13 protein-coding genes are annotated in these 15,810 nt (G+C 61.7%); 6 read left to right on the top strand and 7 right to left on the bottom strand.

The features are described from left to right. Positions 1-224: 224 nt before the first annotated feature. The 5 genes from GPL81_RS30380 to GPL81_RS30400 all read right to left on the bottom strand — a co-directional run bounded on the left by GPL81_RS30380 (position 225) and on the right by GPL81_RS30400 (position 7,341). Complete coding sequence (locus tag GPL81_RS30380; RefSeq protein ID WP_160109781.1) at positions 225-1,919, bottom strand: AMP-binding protein; 1,695 nt, start codon at positions 1,917-1,919, stop codon at positions 225-227. Positions 1,920-2,003: 84 nt separating this feature from the next. Further along, positions 2,004-3,104, bottom strand: coding sequence for a thiolase C-terminal domain-containing protein (locus GPL81_RS30385; RefSeq protein ID WP_160109782.1), 1,101 nt, complete (start codon positions 3,102-3,104; stop codon positions 2,004-2,006). Between the two features lie 64 nt (positions 3,105-3,168). Then, the gene (locus tag GPL81_RS30390) at positions 3,169-4,986 is read right to left on the bottom strand and encodes an SDR family oxidoreductase (protein WP_160109783.1); all 1,818 of its coding nucleotides are present in this window, start codon (positions 4,984-4,986) and stop codon (positions 3,169-3,171) included. Positions 4,987-5,008: 22 nt separating this feature from the next. Continuing rightward, a complete protein-coding gene (locus tag GPL81_RS30395) occupies positions 5,009-6,151 on the bottom strand; it encodes an acyl-CoA dehydrogenase family protein (protein ID WP_246219010.1) in 1,143 nt (380 codons plus the stop codon). 44 nt (positions 6,152-6,195) lie between these two features. After that, positions 6,196-7,341, bottom strand: a complete 1,146-nt coding sequence (locus GPL81_RS30400; RefSeq protein ID WP_160109785.1) for an acyl-CoA dehydrogenase family protein — start codon at positions 7,339-7,341, stop codon at positions 6,196-6,198. A gap of 216 nt (positions 7,342-7,557) precedes the next feature. On the opposite strand from GPL81_RS30400, the gene gfa reads away from it, so the two are divergent. After that, positions 7,558-8,136, top strand: a complete 579-nt coding sequence (gfa, locus tag GPL81_RS30405) for an S-(hydroxymethyl)glutathione synthase (protein WP_160109786.1) — start codon at positions 7,558-7,560, stop codon at positions 8,134-8,136. A 75-nt stretch (positions 8,137-8,211) separates the two neighbouring features. Here gfa and GPL81_RS30410 read toward each other — a convergent pair whose 3' ends face one another. After that, positions 8,212-9,168: an AraC family transcriptional regulator gene (locus GPL81_RS30410; protein WP_160109787.1), complete on the bottom strand. Its 957-nt coding sequence runs from the start codon at positions 9,166-9,168 to the stop codon at positions 8,212-8,214. A 200-nt stretch (positions 9,169-9,368) separates the two neighbouring features. Here GPL81_RS30410 and GPL81_RS30415 point away from each other — a divergent pair, with 200 nt between their 5' ends. Both GPL81_RS30415 and GPL81_RS30420 read left to right on the top strand, forming a co-directional pair. Next, entirely contained in the window at positions 9,369-10,322 is a 954-nt protein-coding gene (locus GPL81_RS30415; protein ID WP_160109788.1) for a diiron oxygenase, read from the top strand. A gap of 73 nt (positions 10,323-10,395) precedes the next feature. Next, positions 10,396-10,818, top strand: coding sequence for an MAPEG family protein (locus tag GPL81_RS30420; RefSeq protein WP_160109789.1), 423 nt, complete (start codon positions 10,396-10,398; stop codon positions 10,816-10,818). 24 nt (positions 10,819-10,842) lie between these two features. On the opposite strand, the gene GPL81_RS30425 is transcribed toward GPL81_RS30420, so the two are convergent. Further along, the gene (locus GPL81_RS30425; protein ID WP_178122640.1) at positions 10,843-11,739 is read right to left on the bottom strand and encodes a LysR family transcriptional regulator; all 897 of its coding nucleotides are present in this window, start codon (positions 11,737-11,739) and stop codon (positions 10,843-10,845) included. Between the two features lie 100 nt (positions 11,740-11,839). Between GPL81_RS30425 and GPL81_RS30430 the strand changes: the two genes are divergently transcribed. From GPL81_RS30430 to GPL81_RS30440, 3 genes are all read left to right on the top strand, one after another. Next, positions 11,840-12,502, top strand: a complete 663-nt coding sequence (locus tag GPL81_RS30430) for an NADPH-dependent F420 reductase (RefSeq protein WP_160109790.1) — start codon at positions 11,840-11,842, stop codon at positions 12,500-12,502. Between the two features lie 133 nt (positions 12,503-12,635). Beyond that, positions 12,636-13,973 (top strand): MFS transporter, encoded by a 1,338-nt coding sequence (locus tag GPL81_RS30435; RefSeq protein ID WP_160109791.1) that lies wholly within the window; start codon positions 12,636-12,638, stop codon positions 13,971-13,973. 99 nt (positions 13,974-14,072) lie between these two features. Beyond that, positions 14,073-15,422 carry a DUF1214 domain-containing protein gene (locus GPL81_RS30440; RefSeq protein WP_160109792.1) on the top strand — a complete coding sequence of 450 codons (1,350 nt, stop codon included), beginning with the start codon at positions 14,073-14,075 and terminating at the stop codon, positions 15,420-15,422. Positions 15,423-15,810: the final 388 nt, after the last annotated feature.

Genomic DNA, 15,810 nt, shown 5'->3' on the forward strand with positions numbered 1-15,810 from the left:
AGCGGAACCCTAGGTGGCCGTGGCCGCAGGAATGGATATGTACGCGGTCAACAATATTCAGGTCGGCTCGTAGGCCGCCATCGCTGGCGAGCCAGCTCCCACAGGGGATTGGGGACATCCGCGAAAATCAGGTCGGCTCGTAGGCCGCCTTCGCTGCGATGCGGCGACCCGACAAGTCCGCTCCTACAGTTGAACCAGGAACATCCACGAAATCGAGATATGGCCTACTCGAAAACAACCTTGCTACGACTGGCGTCCCAAGCCTCGATCTGCCCCTGATAACGCTCCTCGATCAGACTGCGACGAATCTTCAAGGTCGGCGTCAGCAGCGCATTCGCGACAGTCCAGGCCTCGGCGACAACCACCAGCCCCCCCAATTGCTCATGGGACTCGAACTGCGCATTGACCTCTGCCAGGAACACCTCAAGCTCGGTACCCACCTGGTCACGCCCCTCGGCCGTGGCCAGGACAGCGCGGGTATCAGGCGACACGTTGATCAAGGCCAGCGGCTGTGCCAATCCGACGCCGGTGACGCAGGACGCCTCGACTCGCGGATGATTACCCAGTTTGGCCTCGATCGGCACCGGCGCGACGTACTTGCCCTTGGCCGTCTTGAACAGCTCCTTGACCCGCCCGGTGATACGCAACCGCCCTTGCTCATCCAGTTCGCCACGGTCACCGGTACAGAACAGGCCGTCGGCGGTATAGCTCTGGGCCGTCAACTCGGGTCGCTTGTAATAGCCCAGCATCTGCGCCGGACTTTTCACCAGAATTTCGTTGTCGTTACCGATACGGCATTCGACACCCGGAATCGCCGCCCCCACATAACCGACACGCACCTGCCCCGGCAGGCTGAAATGCGATGTGCCGAAGTTCTCCGACATGCCATAGCCTTCCAGCAACTCAAGACCCAGCTCGCGATACCACTCCATCACCTTGACCGGCAACGGCGCCGACCCGGACAGGCCAGTGTGTACCTGGTCCAGTCCCAGGGCCGAGAGGATCTGCGACTTCATCAGCCTACCTTCCACCGGATCGGCGAAAGCGGCAGCCTGGCTGGCAGGATCGATCCGTTCGTTGATGCCCTGATGGAACTTGCCCCACAACCGCGGCATGGACAGGAAGATCGTAGGACGTGCACGTCGCAGGTCGTCGCTGAAGGTTTCCAGCCCCAGGTTGAAGAACACCCGGCAACCGCTGTAGAGCGACACGGCCTCCACCACCGCTCGTTCGGCAGTATGGGCAAGCGGCAAGTAGGAAAGCAAACGGTCACGGTTGCTCGTGCCCCGGCCGTTGTCATACATGCAGCCGGTCACCGCAGGTGCGTTGTACATGGCGGCGAAGCTGTGCATCACCCCCTTGGGATCGCCGGTACTGCCCGAGGTGTAGATGATGGTGGCGAGTTCTTCGGGCGCCGGTTCGAGCACCCTTTGCAGCGGCGCAGTATGGGCGATGATTCGCTCCCAGGACTCGCCCTTGCCGCAGCCGGACATCGGTAAGTCAATCAACGGCAGGCCGGTTGGAATCGAAGCGCAAACCGCATTCCAGCCAGCCGCGTCGCCCTCCAGGCGACCGACGAACAGCAGCCGTATTTCGGCATGCTCCAACACGTAGCGCACCGTGTCGCTGTTGGCGGTCGTGTACAGCGGGACACTGACGTGCCCGGCCATCCAGATCGCCAGGTCGGCGATGATCCAGTGCGCGGTGTTCTTGCCGAAGATGCCGATAGACGACTTCGCGGGCAGTTCGAGGGTCTGCAGGTGAGCGGCCATGCGCCGCGCCTGGTCGCCCACTTCACGCCAGCTGTAGTCTTGCACGCTGCCATCGGGCAGGGGTTGGGTCAGGTAGATTGAATCAGGTGTGTTGAGCTCCCAGTGAAGGAAGCGATGCAACAGGGTTGAATTCTTGTTGTTATTCATGGCTGCTCCTGCATCTGAAGGATGGTGTTCCACCCATTGAAATTGTTCTGTTGCGCCAGTCGCAGCGCGCGTTCGCCGCCCGGTTCAATCGCGCTGATAAAGGGTGGTCGTCACCGTGCCATCGGCACCTGTCTGATGTTGAAGGGCCAGTTGCGCATCGGCGACCTGGCGTCGGCCGGCACTCCCGCGCAGCTGTTGCACCAGTTCGATACACTGCGCCAGAGCGCTCGCCGCCGACGCCTGACCCAAGGCAAGCAAACCACCGGAAGGATTGACGACCAGGTTGCCACCCGCCGTATTGTCGCCATCTTCGACCATCTTTTCACCGCAGCCTTCCGGGCAGAAACCCAGTGCTTCGTAAAGCAGCAACTCGCTGACGGTACTGGCGTCGTGCAGCTCGCACACGGCCACCTCTTGCGGCCCCCTGCCCGCTTGCTCATACAACTCGCGGGCGGCGGCGACGTTGACGTCATAGTCTACGCCAGCGAAGCTCGAAACCCGATCCAGGCCGCTCACCTGCTGCGGTGAAACGCAGGCCTGGGCGGCAATGCGCACCCCCAGGCCGCTGCAGTGGCGCCTGGCAAACTCACCGGAGCACAGCAAGACCGCCGAGACGCCCGAGCTGCCCCAGGCAAACTGAGGATGCGTGAGCGGTTCGGCGATCGATTGCGCCGCCAGCACCTGCTCCAGGCTCAGCGTGCGGTTGAACGCCGCCATCGGATTGAGCGCGGCATGCTGGCGCGCCTTGACGGCGATCATGGCGAAGGTCTCTGGCCGGGTCTGGTAACGCGCCATGTAGTCTCGCGCGGTGGTGCCCAATTGTTCGAAGAAAGGGCCCGGCGCCACGGGCGCACTCTGAACGCCCAGCACCAGGATGCTTTCGGCCTGCCCCAGGGTGATGGCCTGACAAGCCCGGGCAAGCAAGGCACTGCCATCGACGCCACCCTCCGGAAAGTGACAGAGAGGGGCTTGCCCCAACCCCACTCGTTGCAAAGCACGCTGCAAGGTCACGCCATCCATCATGCACGAGACGGCATAGACGGTCGCGATGTTGCTCGCGGACAAGCTGGCGTCGCTGAGTGCCTGTCGTATCGTAGCGCTGACCGGAACCGCCGGATCGGGTCCCAGCGTGGTCGTACGCAAAGGCGACATCCCTACGCCAATCACATTGACGCAACGTTGCATCGTGCTCTCCTGAAATAAAAAAGCTGCCGCTTCCAGCTCAGGAAAGCGGCAGATGCCCAAGGGATCAGGCCGGGACGGACTCGAACAATTCGACCGCGCCGTTTTTCAATACAACAACGTCTCGCTCCACAGCGCGCATCTCGACCACGATGCGTGTAGGGGACTCACGCCACATGCGGGTTTCCAGGGTATCGCCGGGCATCACGATGGACGCGAAACGCGCGCGAACGCTCTTGAACAGGCGCGAGTCGTTGCCGCAGAACGCCTTGATCACATGGCGACCCAGATAGCCGAAGGTGCACAGACCGTGCAGGAACGGTTTCTCGTAGCCGGCCCTGGCCGCGTAGTCCGGATCGATGTGCATCGGGTTCCAGTCGCCGCACAGGCGATAGAGCAGCGCCTGGTTGATTTCGGTCTTGTCAGCCAGCACCGCGTCGGGCTGACGATCCGGCGCCACGTTGATCTCTTCGCTGGCCACACGCTGCAGGCCTGCACCCGGCACGCCCGGGTAGAAGCCGGTGACTTCGTTGTAGAACAGCGGCGTGCCGTGTTCGTCGGTGGTCTCGATGGCCAGGATGGTGACGGTACTCTTGCCTTTGTCGATGGCCGACTTCAAGCGCATGGTGTGCTTGAGCTTGGCCTTGGGCGGCAATGGGCGATACATCACGGTGTATTGCTCGCCGTGCAGGCCCTTGGCGAATGGCACGTTGAGGCCTTCGAGCTGCGGCTCGCCGGACTTGGCGGCACGCAGGAACACTTCGGTCGCCGGCAACACGGCCATGGTCGGCAGGACACGGAACTCGTCGCCAAGGAACTCGTTGACGTACTTCAACTCGTCGCGGTCCAGCGGGTCCTTGGCGGCGCCGACAGCCAATGCATAGAGCGCGGCATCGTTCTGGTCGTATTCGGTTTCCAGATGAGAGACGGCGTTGGCCGCCACTTCCATATCGATGAATGCATTCCCGCCCTTGGCCAGCGATTCCATGCGGGTGAAAAGCTCCTTGAAGCTATCGCCGCCATCGGCGTGATAAACGCTGTGCTCGTCGAACCGGGTAATGCGTTCCCAGTTATCGCGAACCAGTTCCGGGCTCAAGGTATTGGTGTGCAGGTGACGACCCTGGGAACGCTCCCAACGGTATTTGGCATGGAAACCGCCGCCCACTTCGAACAGGCTGCCGGTGTCCTGGCACTCCTCGCTGCACAGCCAACCCACCAGCGGCGCGCAGTCTTCCACTTTCAGCTTGTCGTGAAGCTCCTGGGGGAAGATGCCGCTGGCGATCACCATGCGCGAAGCGGCGATCGGGGCGATGGTGTTGACCCGGATGTTCTTGCTCGCGCCTTCGATGGCCAGCGAGTTGGCAAAGCCGATCAGGCCCGACTTGGCCGTGGAATAGTTGCACTGGCCGAAGTTGCCGAAGATACCGGCACCGGACGCGGTCATCACGATGCGGCCGTAGCCTTTGTCGCGCATGATCGGCCACACGGCGTGGCTCAGGCGGAAGGCGCCCTTGACGTGGACGTCCTGAATCAGGTCCCACTGTTCCTCGGTCATCTTGTGGAACGAACTGTCGCGCAAGACGCCGGCGTTGTTGATCAGGATGTCGACCGTGCCGAACACCTCGAGCGCGGTGGCGACGATCTTCTCGCCCTCGGTCACCGAGTTGTAGTCGGCCACAGCCTCGCCACCCATGGCGCGGATCTCCGCCACCACGGCATCGGCGGCCGAGCTTGAGCTGCCCAGGCCTTCGGTGCTGACACCCAGGTCATTGACCACGACCCTGGCGCCCCGTGAACCCAGCAGCAAGGCGTGGGCGCGTCCCAGGCCGTTGCCGGCGCCGGTAACGATGGCGACTTTGCCGTCAAAGCGAATTTCTTGAGACACGTTTGCTCTCCTATGATCGCGCTCACAACGTGCGAGCGATGATTTCCTTCATGATTTCGTTGGTCCCGCCCCAGATCCGGTTGCCACGGGTATCCAGGTACAGCCTTGCGATCGGGTATTCGGTCATGTAGCCGTTGCCGCCATGCAGTTGCAGGCAGGCATCGACCACCCGGCTGCTGAGTTCGGCGGTCCAGTACTTGGCCACCGCGGCTGCTTCGGCCGTCAATTCACCGCGCAGCAGCAGGGCCATGCAGCTGTCGACCCATGAGCGGCCGATCTGGATTTCGGTCTTGAGTTGCGCCAGGGTGAAACGCGAGTTCTGGAAGTCGAGCACCGGCTTGCCGAAGACGATGCGCGTGCGGGTGTATTCGAGGGTGTGATCCAGCGCCGCCTCGGCCTGGGCCTGGAAACCGGCGGCACCGATGATGCGTTCCCATGCCAGGTCGTGCATGAGCTGATAGAAGCCCTGCCCTTGCACGCCACCGAGCACGTTTGCGGCCGGCACGCGGCAATCGTCGAAGAACAACATGCTGGTGTCCTGGGCATGCAGGCCGATCTTTTCCAGCGGCTGGGAACGACTGAACCCTTCGCGCTCTTTCTCGACAATAATCAGTGAGATGTCCTGGGCACCCTTGCCGCTGTTGCCGGTCTTGCAGACCACAACCGCGAGGTCGCAGGACGCGCCGTTGGAGATGAACGTCTTCGAGCCGTTCAACACGTACTCGTCGCCGTCGAGCGTCGCACGGGTGCGCACGGCTTGCAGGTCCGATCCGGTATTGGGCTCGGTCATGGCGATGGCGCCTACCGCCTCGCCGGCGATCATTCTCGGCAGCCAGGTCCGCTTCTGCGCCTCGGTGCCGTAATTGAGGATGTAGAACGCCACCAAGCCGTGCACGCCGAAGCCGATCAGGCCCGAAGCCCCGACCCGCATGAATTCTTCGGCGAACACCATGTCGAACAGGCGGTCGGCGCCGGGGCCGCCATACTCCTCCGGCATGGAAGGCAGCAACATGCCCAGCTCACCGGCCTTGCGCCACACTTCACGGGGCACACACTTGTCTTTCTCCCACTGGGCGTGGAAGGGTGCGACTTCCTGTTCCATGAAGCGGCGGCAGGCGCGGCGAAACTCATCGTGCTCGGAGCTGAACAAGGTACGGGGGATCAAATATTCCATGGGAATTTCTCTTTATCCTGAGTCTGCAACCGGGATCAGAGCGTGCGCCCGACCAGATCTTTCATGATGTCGTTGGCGCCGCCGGCGATGCGCAGGACGCGGTGATCGAGGTAGTGACGGGCAACCGGGTACTCGAGCATGTAGCCGTTGCCGCCGTGCAGCTGGACGCACTCGTCCACCACCTTGGTGTAGAGGTCCGAGCACCATAATTTGGCGGCGGCTGCCGCCTCGGGGCTGAGGCTCCCGGCCAGGCACTGTTCCATGCAGCGGTCGACGTAGTTCTGCGACACCGCCAATTGCATCTTCAGGTCGGCCAATTTGAAGCGGGTGTTCTGGAAGGCGAAGATCGGCTTGCCGAACACGGTGCGACCCTTGGTGTATTCAAGTGTGCTTTCAAGCACGGCCTCGGCGCCGGCGACGCTGCTGATGGCGATCGACAACCGCTCCCAGGCCAATTCCTTCATCAGTTGCAAGAAGCCCTTCCCGGCCTCGCCGCCCAGCAGGTTTTCCTTCGGCACCCGGACGTTCTCGAAGAACAGCATGGTGGTGTCCTGGGCGTGCAAACCCACCTTGCGCAAGGGTTTGGAACGGCTAAAACCGGCACGGTCGGCCTCGACCAGGATCAGCGAGATGTCCTGCGCGCCCTTGCCCGAGTTGCCGGTCTTGGCGACCACCACCACGACGTCGCAGTTGGTGCCATTGGAGATGAAGGTCTTGGCGCCATTGATGACATATTCATCACCGTCCAGCACGGCGCGGGTCTTGACCGCCTGCAGGTCGGAGCCGGTGTCGGGCTCGGTCATGGCCACCGCGCCAATGGCCTCGCCGGCTGCCATCTTCGGCAGCCACGCCTGCTTTTGCTGCTCACTGCCGAAATTCACCAGATAGCCGGCAACGATGTCATGCACCCCGAAACCGATCAGGCCGGAAGCCTGGCCCGCCCGGTAGATTTCCTCGGTCGCAATCATCGAAAAAAGACGATCCAGCCCCAGCCCGCCATAGGCCTGAGGCGTGGTCGCATTGAGCATGCCCAGCGCGCCGGCCCGCTCCCAGATCGACCGGGGAACCCGATGGTCTGCTTCCCACGCTTCGAGGCAGGGAGCACATTCCTGAGCCAGGAAGCGCCGCACGCTGCGGCGAAACTCCTCGTGCTCTTGATCAAACAGGCTGCGCGCAATCATGGGGTGGTTCTCTCCTCAAATCATCGTTCTGCCACCTATCCAGGGGCTATGGATCGATCATAGGAGGAGGTATCGGCGATCCGCCCCCTCGGGGAGGGGGGGATTTGCGGGATGGTGCCTTGCGCCGACAGGAACACTTCAAACGACGCGCTATGCTTTATCAGGGACTGCAGCCCCAGGCACTTTTGTCCGACACCCTGAAAAGGAGGCACCAGCATGAGCACCTTGAAGCTTCACCTTGCACTGGACAACGGTATCCAACCCGCCGCCGCGAATTTCACGGGTGGCACACTGCAATGCCTGTGTGCGACTGACAAGGTCGAGGTCAGGATCGACGCACAAACCCTGCATAACCACGCGTGCGGTTGCAGCAAATGCTGGAAACCGCAAAACGCGACATTCGCCGTCATCGCGGTGGTACCCCGGGATAAGGTCAGCGTCACGGCCCACGGCGAAAAACTGGCGATCGTCGACGAAACCGCCACCATCCAGCGCCACGCCTGCAAACAGTGCCACGCCCATCTCTTCGGGCGAATCGAGAACAAGGACCATGCGTTTTATGGCCTGGACTTCGTCCACACCGAGCTCTCCCCCCAGAAAGGATGGGCTGCGCCAGGCTTTGCGGCGTTCGTGTCTTCCATCATCGAAACCGGCACACCGCCTGCGCAGATGAAGGCGATCCGCGAGCGCCTGCGCTCGCTCGGCCTGGAACCCTATGACTGCCTGTCCCCGGACTTGATGGACGCAATGGCGACTCATGTCGCCAAACAGAAAGGCCTGCTCCCCGCCGCCTGACTGATCGGCTGCCGCGGTTGCTTCACCGGGCCGCGGCCCCGGTTCACCTTCAACCGTGGGCTCGCACACTTCAATTCATGCCGATTGCCTGCGCCAGGTGCCGGGTGATGTGCCGAACTGGCGCTTGAAGGCGCGACTGAACGCGGCTTCGGATTCATAGCCCACGGCAAAGCCGATTTGCGCCACATTGCCGCGACCTTCGCGCAGGTGTTGAGCCGCCACGTGCATACGCCAGAGCGTCAGGTATTGCATCGGCGGCTGCCCGACCAATGTAGTGAATCGCTCCGCGAATACCGAGCGCGACATGCCCACTTCAAGCGCCAGGGCTTCGGCCGTCCAGCCCTCGGTTGGGCGCGCATGGAGCAGCGCCAATGCGCGCCCGATAGGTGGATCCCGCAAACCCGCCAGCCACCCGCGCTGTTCGGCGGGAAGGTTCGCGACATACTGGCTGACGGCCTCGACGAACAGCAGTTCGGACAGTTTGGCGATGACCGTGGTCGAGCCAACCCGCCCCGCCGCGATCTCACTGACAGCGAAACGGAATGAGCTTTCGATCCAGGCGCCCGAAGCCGTCGCGCGTACGTCCAGCTTCAATAAGGAGGGCAGCGACGACAGCAACGGACTGAAGGGCGTTTCAGAGCCGAGGAAACCACACAGCAACTGCGTGGCCTCGCCGCCCCCGCCGTACTTGATGCGTGAAATGCCGCCGACGTCCGGCGGCTGGATAACGTCGCGCGCATGCATGGGCGCAACGCTCAGGTCACTGCCAAACGTATGAACATCGTTGCGGGGCAGCAGAATGAGTTCGCCTGCCTGCACGTCGATCGTCGCACCCTCGTCGATTCGCAATTGCATGTGCCCTGCGGCGACAAAATGCGAGGCAATGATATGTCGGGGTGTCGCCAGGAACGGTTGGCAATCGTCCGCAGAGAGTTTTCCGTTGATGCACCAGGGCGCAGTGAGCTCCGCCTCGAGAAAAACCCCTCCCGACAGCCGAATCACACGCAAGACATCAGACAGCGCATCCAGCAATTTGCCAGCCCTCCTTTCCGGAGTCCGGAGCATGTAATCAGGCGGCCCGGTCATTCGCTGCCTGAGCCGCGAGGCCTAGATTAGCACCAACGTGGACTCAGTGATCGAGACGCTCCCCAGAGGCTTGCCCCAGGGTCATTGGTTCCGACGTCAGCCGTCATGGCCCCCTTACAACGCGACCTGGGAAGCAGGAGATCGATATGAACACCGTCGTCAACATACCCGGCCCGGATTCAGGCAACGCCGCCCGCTATGCGCAAATGGTCAGATCATCGAAGAAAGCCGAATGGCAGATCGATCGCGATTTGCTGCAGGACAGGCGCTTCGACTTCTCGCGCAAATTCTTGCCCGACGGACTGTCGCGGGTCGACCGCCTGACTTTTCTCGCCGCGGATGAGGCGCGCCTGCTCAGCCAGATCCAGGGCCGGACCTATGCGTACATCTTCGGTCTGGTCGAGCGCTTTATCAGTGCCAAAATGCTCGATCAGGGGCGGGCCCATGTGTTTGACGATCAGCTCGCACTCGAAGCGCTGGTGCGCTTTTCCAACGACGAAATCAAGCACCAGGAGCTGTTCCGGCGCATGGAGACAATGATGTCTGCGCAATTGCCAGCGGGCTATCGTCAGGTTGCCGATCCAAACGATGTGGCGCGTGCGGTACTGGCGGCCAGTTCCTGGTCGGTGCTGGCACTGACCTGCCATATCGAACTGTTTGTTCAGTCGCACTACACGCAAAGCATCGCCCCGCGCGAGGAGTTGTGCCCACTGTTCAAGGACGTCTTCAAATTTCACTGGAAGGATGAAAGCCGGCACGTCGTACTCGATGAACTGGAGTGGAAGGCCGAGCACGCGAAACTTTCGCCAACCGAGCGCGACCAGGCCGTGAACGACCTGATTGCGCTGGTGGCCGCCGTCGACGCCATCCTGCAGGCACAATCGGCAGCCGATACCGACTACTTCATTCGAAACGTTGCACCATCGTTCGGTGTCGATGAGACCGCGCAAATCAAAGCCTGCGTGCTGGGCGCCTACCGTTGGCAATACATTATCTCGGGCGTGCAGCATCCCCACTTTGGCCGGCTGCTGACGCGCATGACCACGCCGGCACAGATGGCCAGGATTCAGGCTGCGCTGGCGCCCATCATGGGCCATTGATCGACAGGGGCCGGCCGACCACAGGTCGGCCGCGTTGCCGTGGAACGACGAACTGGCGTTGAGGATCACGGCCATGACGACACCGATGTGGATGTTGCTTGGATTTGCGACCTGGACCTTGCTGCTGTTGATGGCAACCGTCGGGGTCTATCGCTGGGGCAGAATCCTGTTCTCGAATGTGCCGATTGCCTCTTTCCGAAGCGATCAGCCCGAAGGCGAGGACTGGTATCGGCGCGGGACGCGAGCACACGCGAACTGTGTGGAAAACCTGCCGGTGTTTGGCGCCATCGTGTTCGTGATTTCGGCCCTTGGGGTCGACGGCCCGGCAGTGAACGACTTGTCCGTCGTCGTCCTGATCGCACGCGTGTGCCAGTCCCTGATTCACGTGTGCCATGTGCAAACCGACGGGTACGTGGCGGTTCGGTTCAGCTTCTTTTGCGTTCAGCTGGTCTGCTTTCTCGCGCTCATTGTTATAGCCGCCATTCATGGCGCATAAAAACGGGCCACCTCAACAGCCTGCTCAAGGCGCACCAAAGCGGACCAGTGCAGCCTCGATAAATCGTCGCAACTTGGCCGTTCGCTGACGATTGGCGGTGTACAGCAAATGCATTGGCCGGCCAGGCGCCTGGTAATCAGCCAGCACGCGAACCAATTCACCGCTGCGCAATGCCGGCTCCAGAAAGTCTTGCGGGCCGAGGACAATCCCGAATCCGTCCAGTGCAGCCGACAGCAATGCCTTGCTTTCGTTGACCTGCAATCGACTGCCGACCTGTACCCGTTCGACCGCGGAGCCTTTGCAGAATACCCATTCGCGGTCGGCCGGCCTGGACCAATAGGCATACCCCAGGCACTCATGGTGCTTCAGATCACCCGGTATTTGCGGCACTCCGCGTTCGGCCAGATAGCCCGGCGCCGCACAGGCGACCAATCGATAAGGCGCCAAGGGCCTGGCGGTCAAACTGGAGGTGGCCAATGGGCCAATCCTGAACGTTACTTCGTAACCCTCCTCCACCAGATCGACGAAGCGGTCGGTCAGATGCAGATCGATTTCGACCTCCGGGTGTTGCCGCAAAAACTCTGTGACAAAGGGCATGAGGCTATAGGAGCCGAAGGTGACGGGCGCGCTGATTTTCAGTTTCCCGCGCGGGGTGTCGTTCATGATCTGCGCAAGGGAGTCGGCCGCCTGAGCCTCGCTCAAAATGTGCTTGCAGCGTTCGTAGTAGGCGCTGCCCAATTCGGTCAAGCTCTGGCGTCGGGTGGTGCGGTTCAGGAGGCGCGCGCCTAGCCGCTGCTCAAGCGCGGCGACGTGCTTGGCCACCATCTGCGGCGACAGGCCCAATCGCTCGGCGGCACCGGCATAGGAGCCGGATTCCGCCGCCATCACAAACGCGCCCATGCTCGTCAGTCGATCCATCATTCAACACTCCTGGTAACGAGACTAAGTAACGGATGATTATTTATCTCCCACTGGTTGGCAATCATCATGATTGCTACTGACCAACCAGCGGAGCAAGGACATGCAAATCGGCATTATCGGGGCAGGCTTCATTGCACGTGCAGTGGCGCAATTGGCCATCGCGGCGGGACACCAGGCGATGCTCAGCAATTCGCGTGGGCCACGGACCATGAGCAGCGTGCTCAGCGGCATTCCTGGCAGTCAGGTCGGCACTGTGGAGGACGCGGCACAATTTGGCGAAATTGTGCTCGTGGCTATTCCTCTTGAGCATTACCGCAGCGTGCCGGCCCAGTGGCTGGAGGGCAAAACCGTGCTGGATGCCAACAACTACTACCCTGAACGTGACGGTCAGATTGAGGCTCTGGACCGATTCGAAACCACCACCAGCCGCCTGCTCGCCGAGCATCTGCCCCACTCCAGCGTGGTCAAGGTGTTCAACGCAATCCTCGCCCAGGACCTGATACAGGACGCGCGCCCCAAAGCGGCGCCCGACCGACGCGCACTGCCCGTCGCCGCGGATGATCCGGTGGCAAAAGCGCGGGTGATCACCTTGCTGGACGAGATTGGATTCGACGGGGTCGATGGGGGCAGCCTCGATGAAAGCTGGCGATTTGAACGCGCCAAACCCGCCTACTGCATACCGCTGGATAAAGAGGGGCTGAAGGTTGCCCTGGCTGCCGCCCAACGGCAGGTCGAATTGCCCGAGGGATCGTGGCGCCGCTGAGCACATCGACCCACCATGCTCGATTCAATGCCATGAAGTCGGTACTGACTATGCCGATGACACCTTTGAAGCGAAGCGCCCGCGTGACTACGCCGATAATCGAAAGCTCATTGAAGAAATCTCGAGGTCACGCATGGCGAGCGCATCTACAGGGCAGGTCAGCCCGAAAACCCTGAGAAAGGTGATTGTGGCCGCTGGCATTGGCAATTTCGTCGAGTGGTTCGACTTTGCCGTCTACGGTTTTTTGGCCACGACCATCGCCCAGCAGTTTTTCCCCAGTGGCGATGCCAGTGCCGCGCTGCTCAAGACCTTTGCCGTATTCGCCGTGGCCTTTGCGTTCCGGCCTTTAGGAGGGATTTTCTTCGGCATGCTGGGCGACAGGATCGGCCGCAAGCGAACCCTGGCGATGACGATTCTGCTGATGGCCGGTGCAACGACCTTGATCGGCTTGCTGCCCACCTATGCCGCGATCGGGGTCATGGCGCCCATCCTTCTGTCCCTGATTCGTTGTGCCCAAGGCTTCTCCGCAGGTGGAGAATACGCCGGTGCCTGTGCCTACCTGATGGAGCATGCACCGAGCGATAAACGCGCCTGGTATGGCAGCTTCATCCCGGTGTCGACCTTTTCCGCGTTCGCCGCCGCGGCGGTGGTGGCCTACGCACTCGAGACGTCATTATCAGCCGAAGCGATGGGGAGCTGGGGCTGGCGCCTGCCGTTCCTGATTGCCGCGCCGCTGGGCCTGGTGGGTCTTTACCTGCGCTGGAAGCTGGATGAGACACCGGCGTTCCAGGCGGTGACCAAGGAACATGCCGTCGCACATTCGCCCCTCAAGGAAACCTTGCGCAACCATGGTGCGGCGATCTGCTGCCTGGGCGCCTTTGTGTCGTTGACGGCGCTGTCGTTCTACATGTTCACCACTTACTTCGCGACCTACCTGCAAGTCGCCGGTGGCCTGAGCCGCGCAACCGCGCTGCTGGTGTCACTGATTGCATTGATCTTCGCGGCGGCGATCTGCCCGCTGGCCGGGCTGTATTCAGACAAGGTCGGACGCCGGATGACCGTGATGACGGTTTGCGCGTTGTTGATTGTGGTGGTGTATCCATCGTTCCTGATGGCCAGTTCCGGCTCGTTCGCAGCGTCCATCATCGGCGTGATGCTGCTGGCGGTGGGTGCGGTGTTGTGTGGCGTGGTGACGGCGGCCTTGCTCTCGGAAACGTTCCCGACCCGTACGCGCTACACCGCATCGGCCATCACCTACAACATGGCGTACACCCTGTTCGGCGGCACCGCACCGCTGATGGCGACGTGGCTGATCAGCACCACCGGCAGCAACCTGTCGCCAGCGTTCTATCTGATCGCCGTGGCCGTGCTGGGGTTGGTGGGTGGTTTGGCCTTGCCTGAGACGTCCAGGATCTCCCTGCATGACGTGCAGGGGCGGGAAAAAAGCGCAGGTGTGAGCGCCAAGGCCTGAACAACACCCCTCCAAAGGAGGGGGCGCGCGAAGGATCGGATGCAGGCTATACGGTGATGACCCAAGAGGTCATTTCCACTGCATCCGACGGAGATCTTCATGTCCTTGCGTTTACCTTTCACACTGGGCGCCAGCGCCCTGACCTGGCTGATGACAGCCTGCTTGCAGGCGCCGGTCGCGCTGGCGCAAACCGACTCTGCATCGCCAACGCCCGCCATCAGCGACCAGGATATCAGCGACGCCTACATCTACCTGTACAGCCGCCTGCTGGTGGCGCGCCAGCAACAGCTGGACTTCAAGGCAGGCATGCAGTGGAACACACTGACCCATCACAAGCCCGGCGCGGTGGATTGGCCCAATCCCAATCTGGACGTGGCGTACTCAGAGGCCTGGGTGGCGGTGGACGAGAACAGCTGCACGCTGGTTTCAGTACCGAAGATCAGTGGCCGTTACTACACCGTGCAGTTCCTCAACGGCTGGGGCGAGACCTTGGCCAACATCAATGAAAGGGAGTTCCCCAAGCATCCTAACGGCGAGTTTGCGGCCTGTTTGCAGGGTGCCAAGGTCAAGCTGCCGGCCAATACCCAGCGGATCGACCTGCCGGCGCGTACAGCGCGGGTGTTGACACGTGTCGAGCTGGGCAGCGACTGGAGCGAAGCCGAACGCTTGCAGCACCAATTCACAATGCGCCCGACCGGCTCGCCGCAATTGCCGCAGATCCCACAAACACTGATGTTCCAAGGGCAGCAACTGCCGGGCGTGGAAGCCTTCGATTCGGCCACAGTGGCGTTGCAGGAACCTGACCTGAACCCCGGCATGGAACCGTTGCAGGCCAAGGTCCGCGCCATCGCCGCCGCCATCGCCGACCCTGAAGAGCGGGCACGCATCGACAAGTCAATCCACACCCACACCTTCGCCGACCTCGCCAAGGCTGCGCCACTGATGGGTCACGGCACAGCCAGCAATGGCTGGGGCCGCCCCGCCACCTCAGGTACCTACGGCAGTGACTACCTGACCCGTATGCTAGTGAACTATGGCGGCATCTGGGCCAACACCCAGAAGGAAGTGGTCTACTACCGCGGCTGGCAGGACGAAAACGGCAAACCGCTGGACAGTGCGCAGAGCTATTCGGTGACCTTCCCCGCCGACCAACTGCCGGCGTCGATGGTGAACTACTACTGGTCGATCACCGCCACCGATTCCAAAAACTTCCGCGTGCTGCCCAACCCTCAGAACCGCTTTGCGATCAACAGCCATTCGCCGCTGACGTACAACAAGGACGGTTCCCTGACCCTGCACTTCGCCCCCACCAAACCCCAGGACGTCGCCGATGGCAACTGGCTGCCCACCTCCGCGGGGCAGAACTATCGCCTGATCTTCCGTTTCTATGGGGCCAAGGGTGGAGCGACCACGGGTGAATACGCTCCGCCGGTGATCAAGCATTCGTGATCGCCCTTTGGGCAATCTCGGAAAGCAGTTGCCATCCCCCTCTAAGGGGGTTGGCTACCAAATTCGATCCCGAGTATAGACTGCCCCCGCGAAACACCAGCGAGCGGAGTGAATGGAGCGTCCACGCAATGCTCCCTTCCTTCGTTGTGCTGGTGTTTTGCGCCTACCCGACTAAACGGTTTTCCGACAGAGGTTACGTCGTACAGACGATTTGTAAGAGCCGGCTTGCTGGCGATGGCTGCGCACCTGGCGACGTCGATACTGGATGTGCCGGCCTCTTCGCTGGCAAGCCAGCTCCTACTCGGGTTGTGACAGGTCTGTAGGAGCCGGCTTGCTGGCGAAGGCGGTGTACCTGGCGGCATCGATACTGGATGTGCCGGCCTCTTCG

Origin of the sequence: Pseudomonas izuensis (assembly GCF_009861505.1) — a bacterium.
Taxonomy (GTDB): domain Bacteria; phylum Pseudomonadota; class Gammaproteobacteria; order Pseudomonadales; family Pseudomonadaceae; genus Aquipseudomonas; species Aquipseudomonas izuensis.

Bases quoted from the DNA above. Each gene is read 5' to 3' on its own strand.
- GPL81_RS30430 (WP_160109790.1), top strand. From the start codon at position 11,840: ATGCAAATCGGCATTATCGGGGCAGGCTTCATTGCACGTGCAGTGGCG.
- GPL81_RS30380 (WP_160109781.1), bottom strand. From the start codon at position 1,919: ATGAATAACAACAAGAATTCAACCCTGTTGCATCGCTTCCTTCACTGG.
- GPL81_RS30420 (WP_160109789.1), top strand. From the start codon at position 10,396: ATGACGACACCGATGTGGATGTTGCTTGGATTTGCGACCTGGACCTTG.
- GPL81_RS30400 (WP_160109785.1), bottom strand. From the start codon at position 7,341: ATGATTGCGCGCAGCCTGTTTGATCAAGAGCACGAGGAGTTTCGCCGC.
- GPL81_RS30425 (WP_178122640.1), bottom strand. From the start codon at position 11,739: ATGATGGATCGACTGACGAGCATGGGCGCGTTTGTGATGGCGGCGGAA.
- GPL81_RS30415 (WP_160109788.1), top strand. From the start codon at position 9,369: ATGAACACCGTCGTCAACATACCCGGCCCGGATTCAGGCAACGCCGCC.
- GPL81_RS30440 (WP_160109792.1), top strand. From the start codon at position 14,073: ATGTCCTTGCGTTTACCTTTCACACTGGGCGCCAGCGCCCTGACCTGG.
- gfa (WP_160109786.1), top strand. From the start codon at position 7,558: ATGAGCACCTTGAAGCTTCACCTTGCACTGGACAACGGTATCCAACCC.
- GPL81_RS30435 (WP_160109791.1), top strand. From the start codon at position 12,636: ATGGCGAGCGCATCTACAGGGCAGGTCAGCCCGAAAACCCTGAGAAAG.
- GPL81_RS30385 (WP_160109782.1), bottom strand. From the start codon at position 3,104: ATGCAACGTTGCGTCAATGTGATTGGCGTAGGGATGTCGCCTTTGCGT.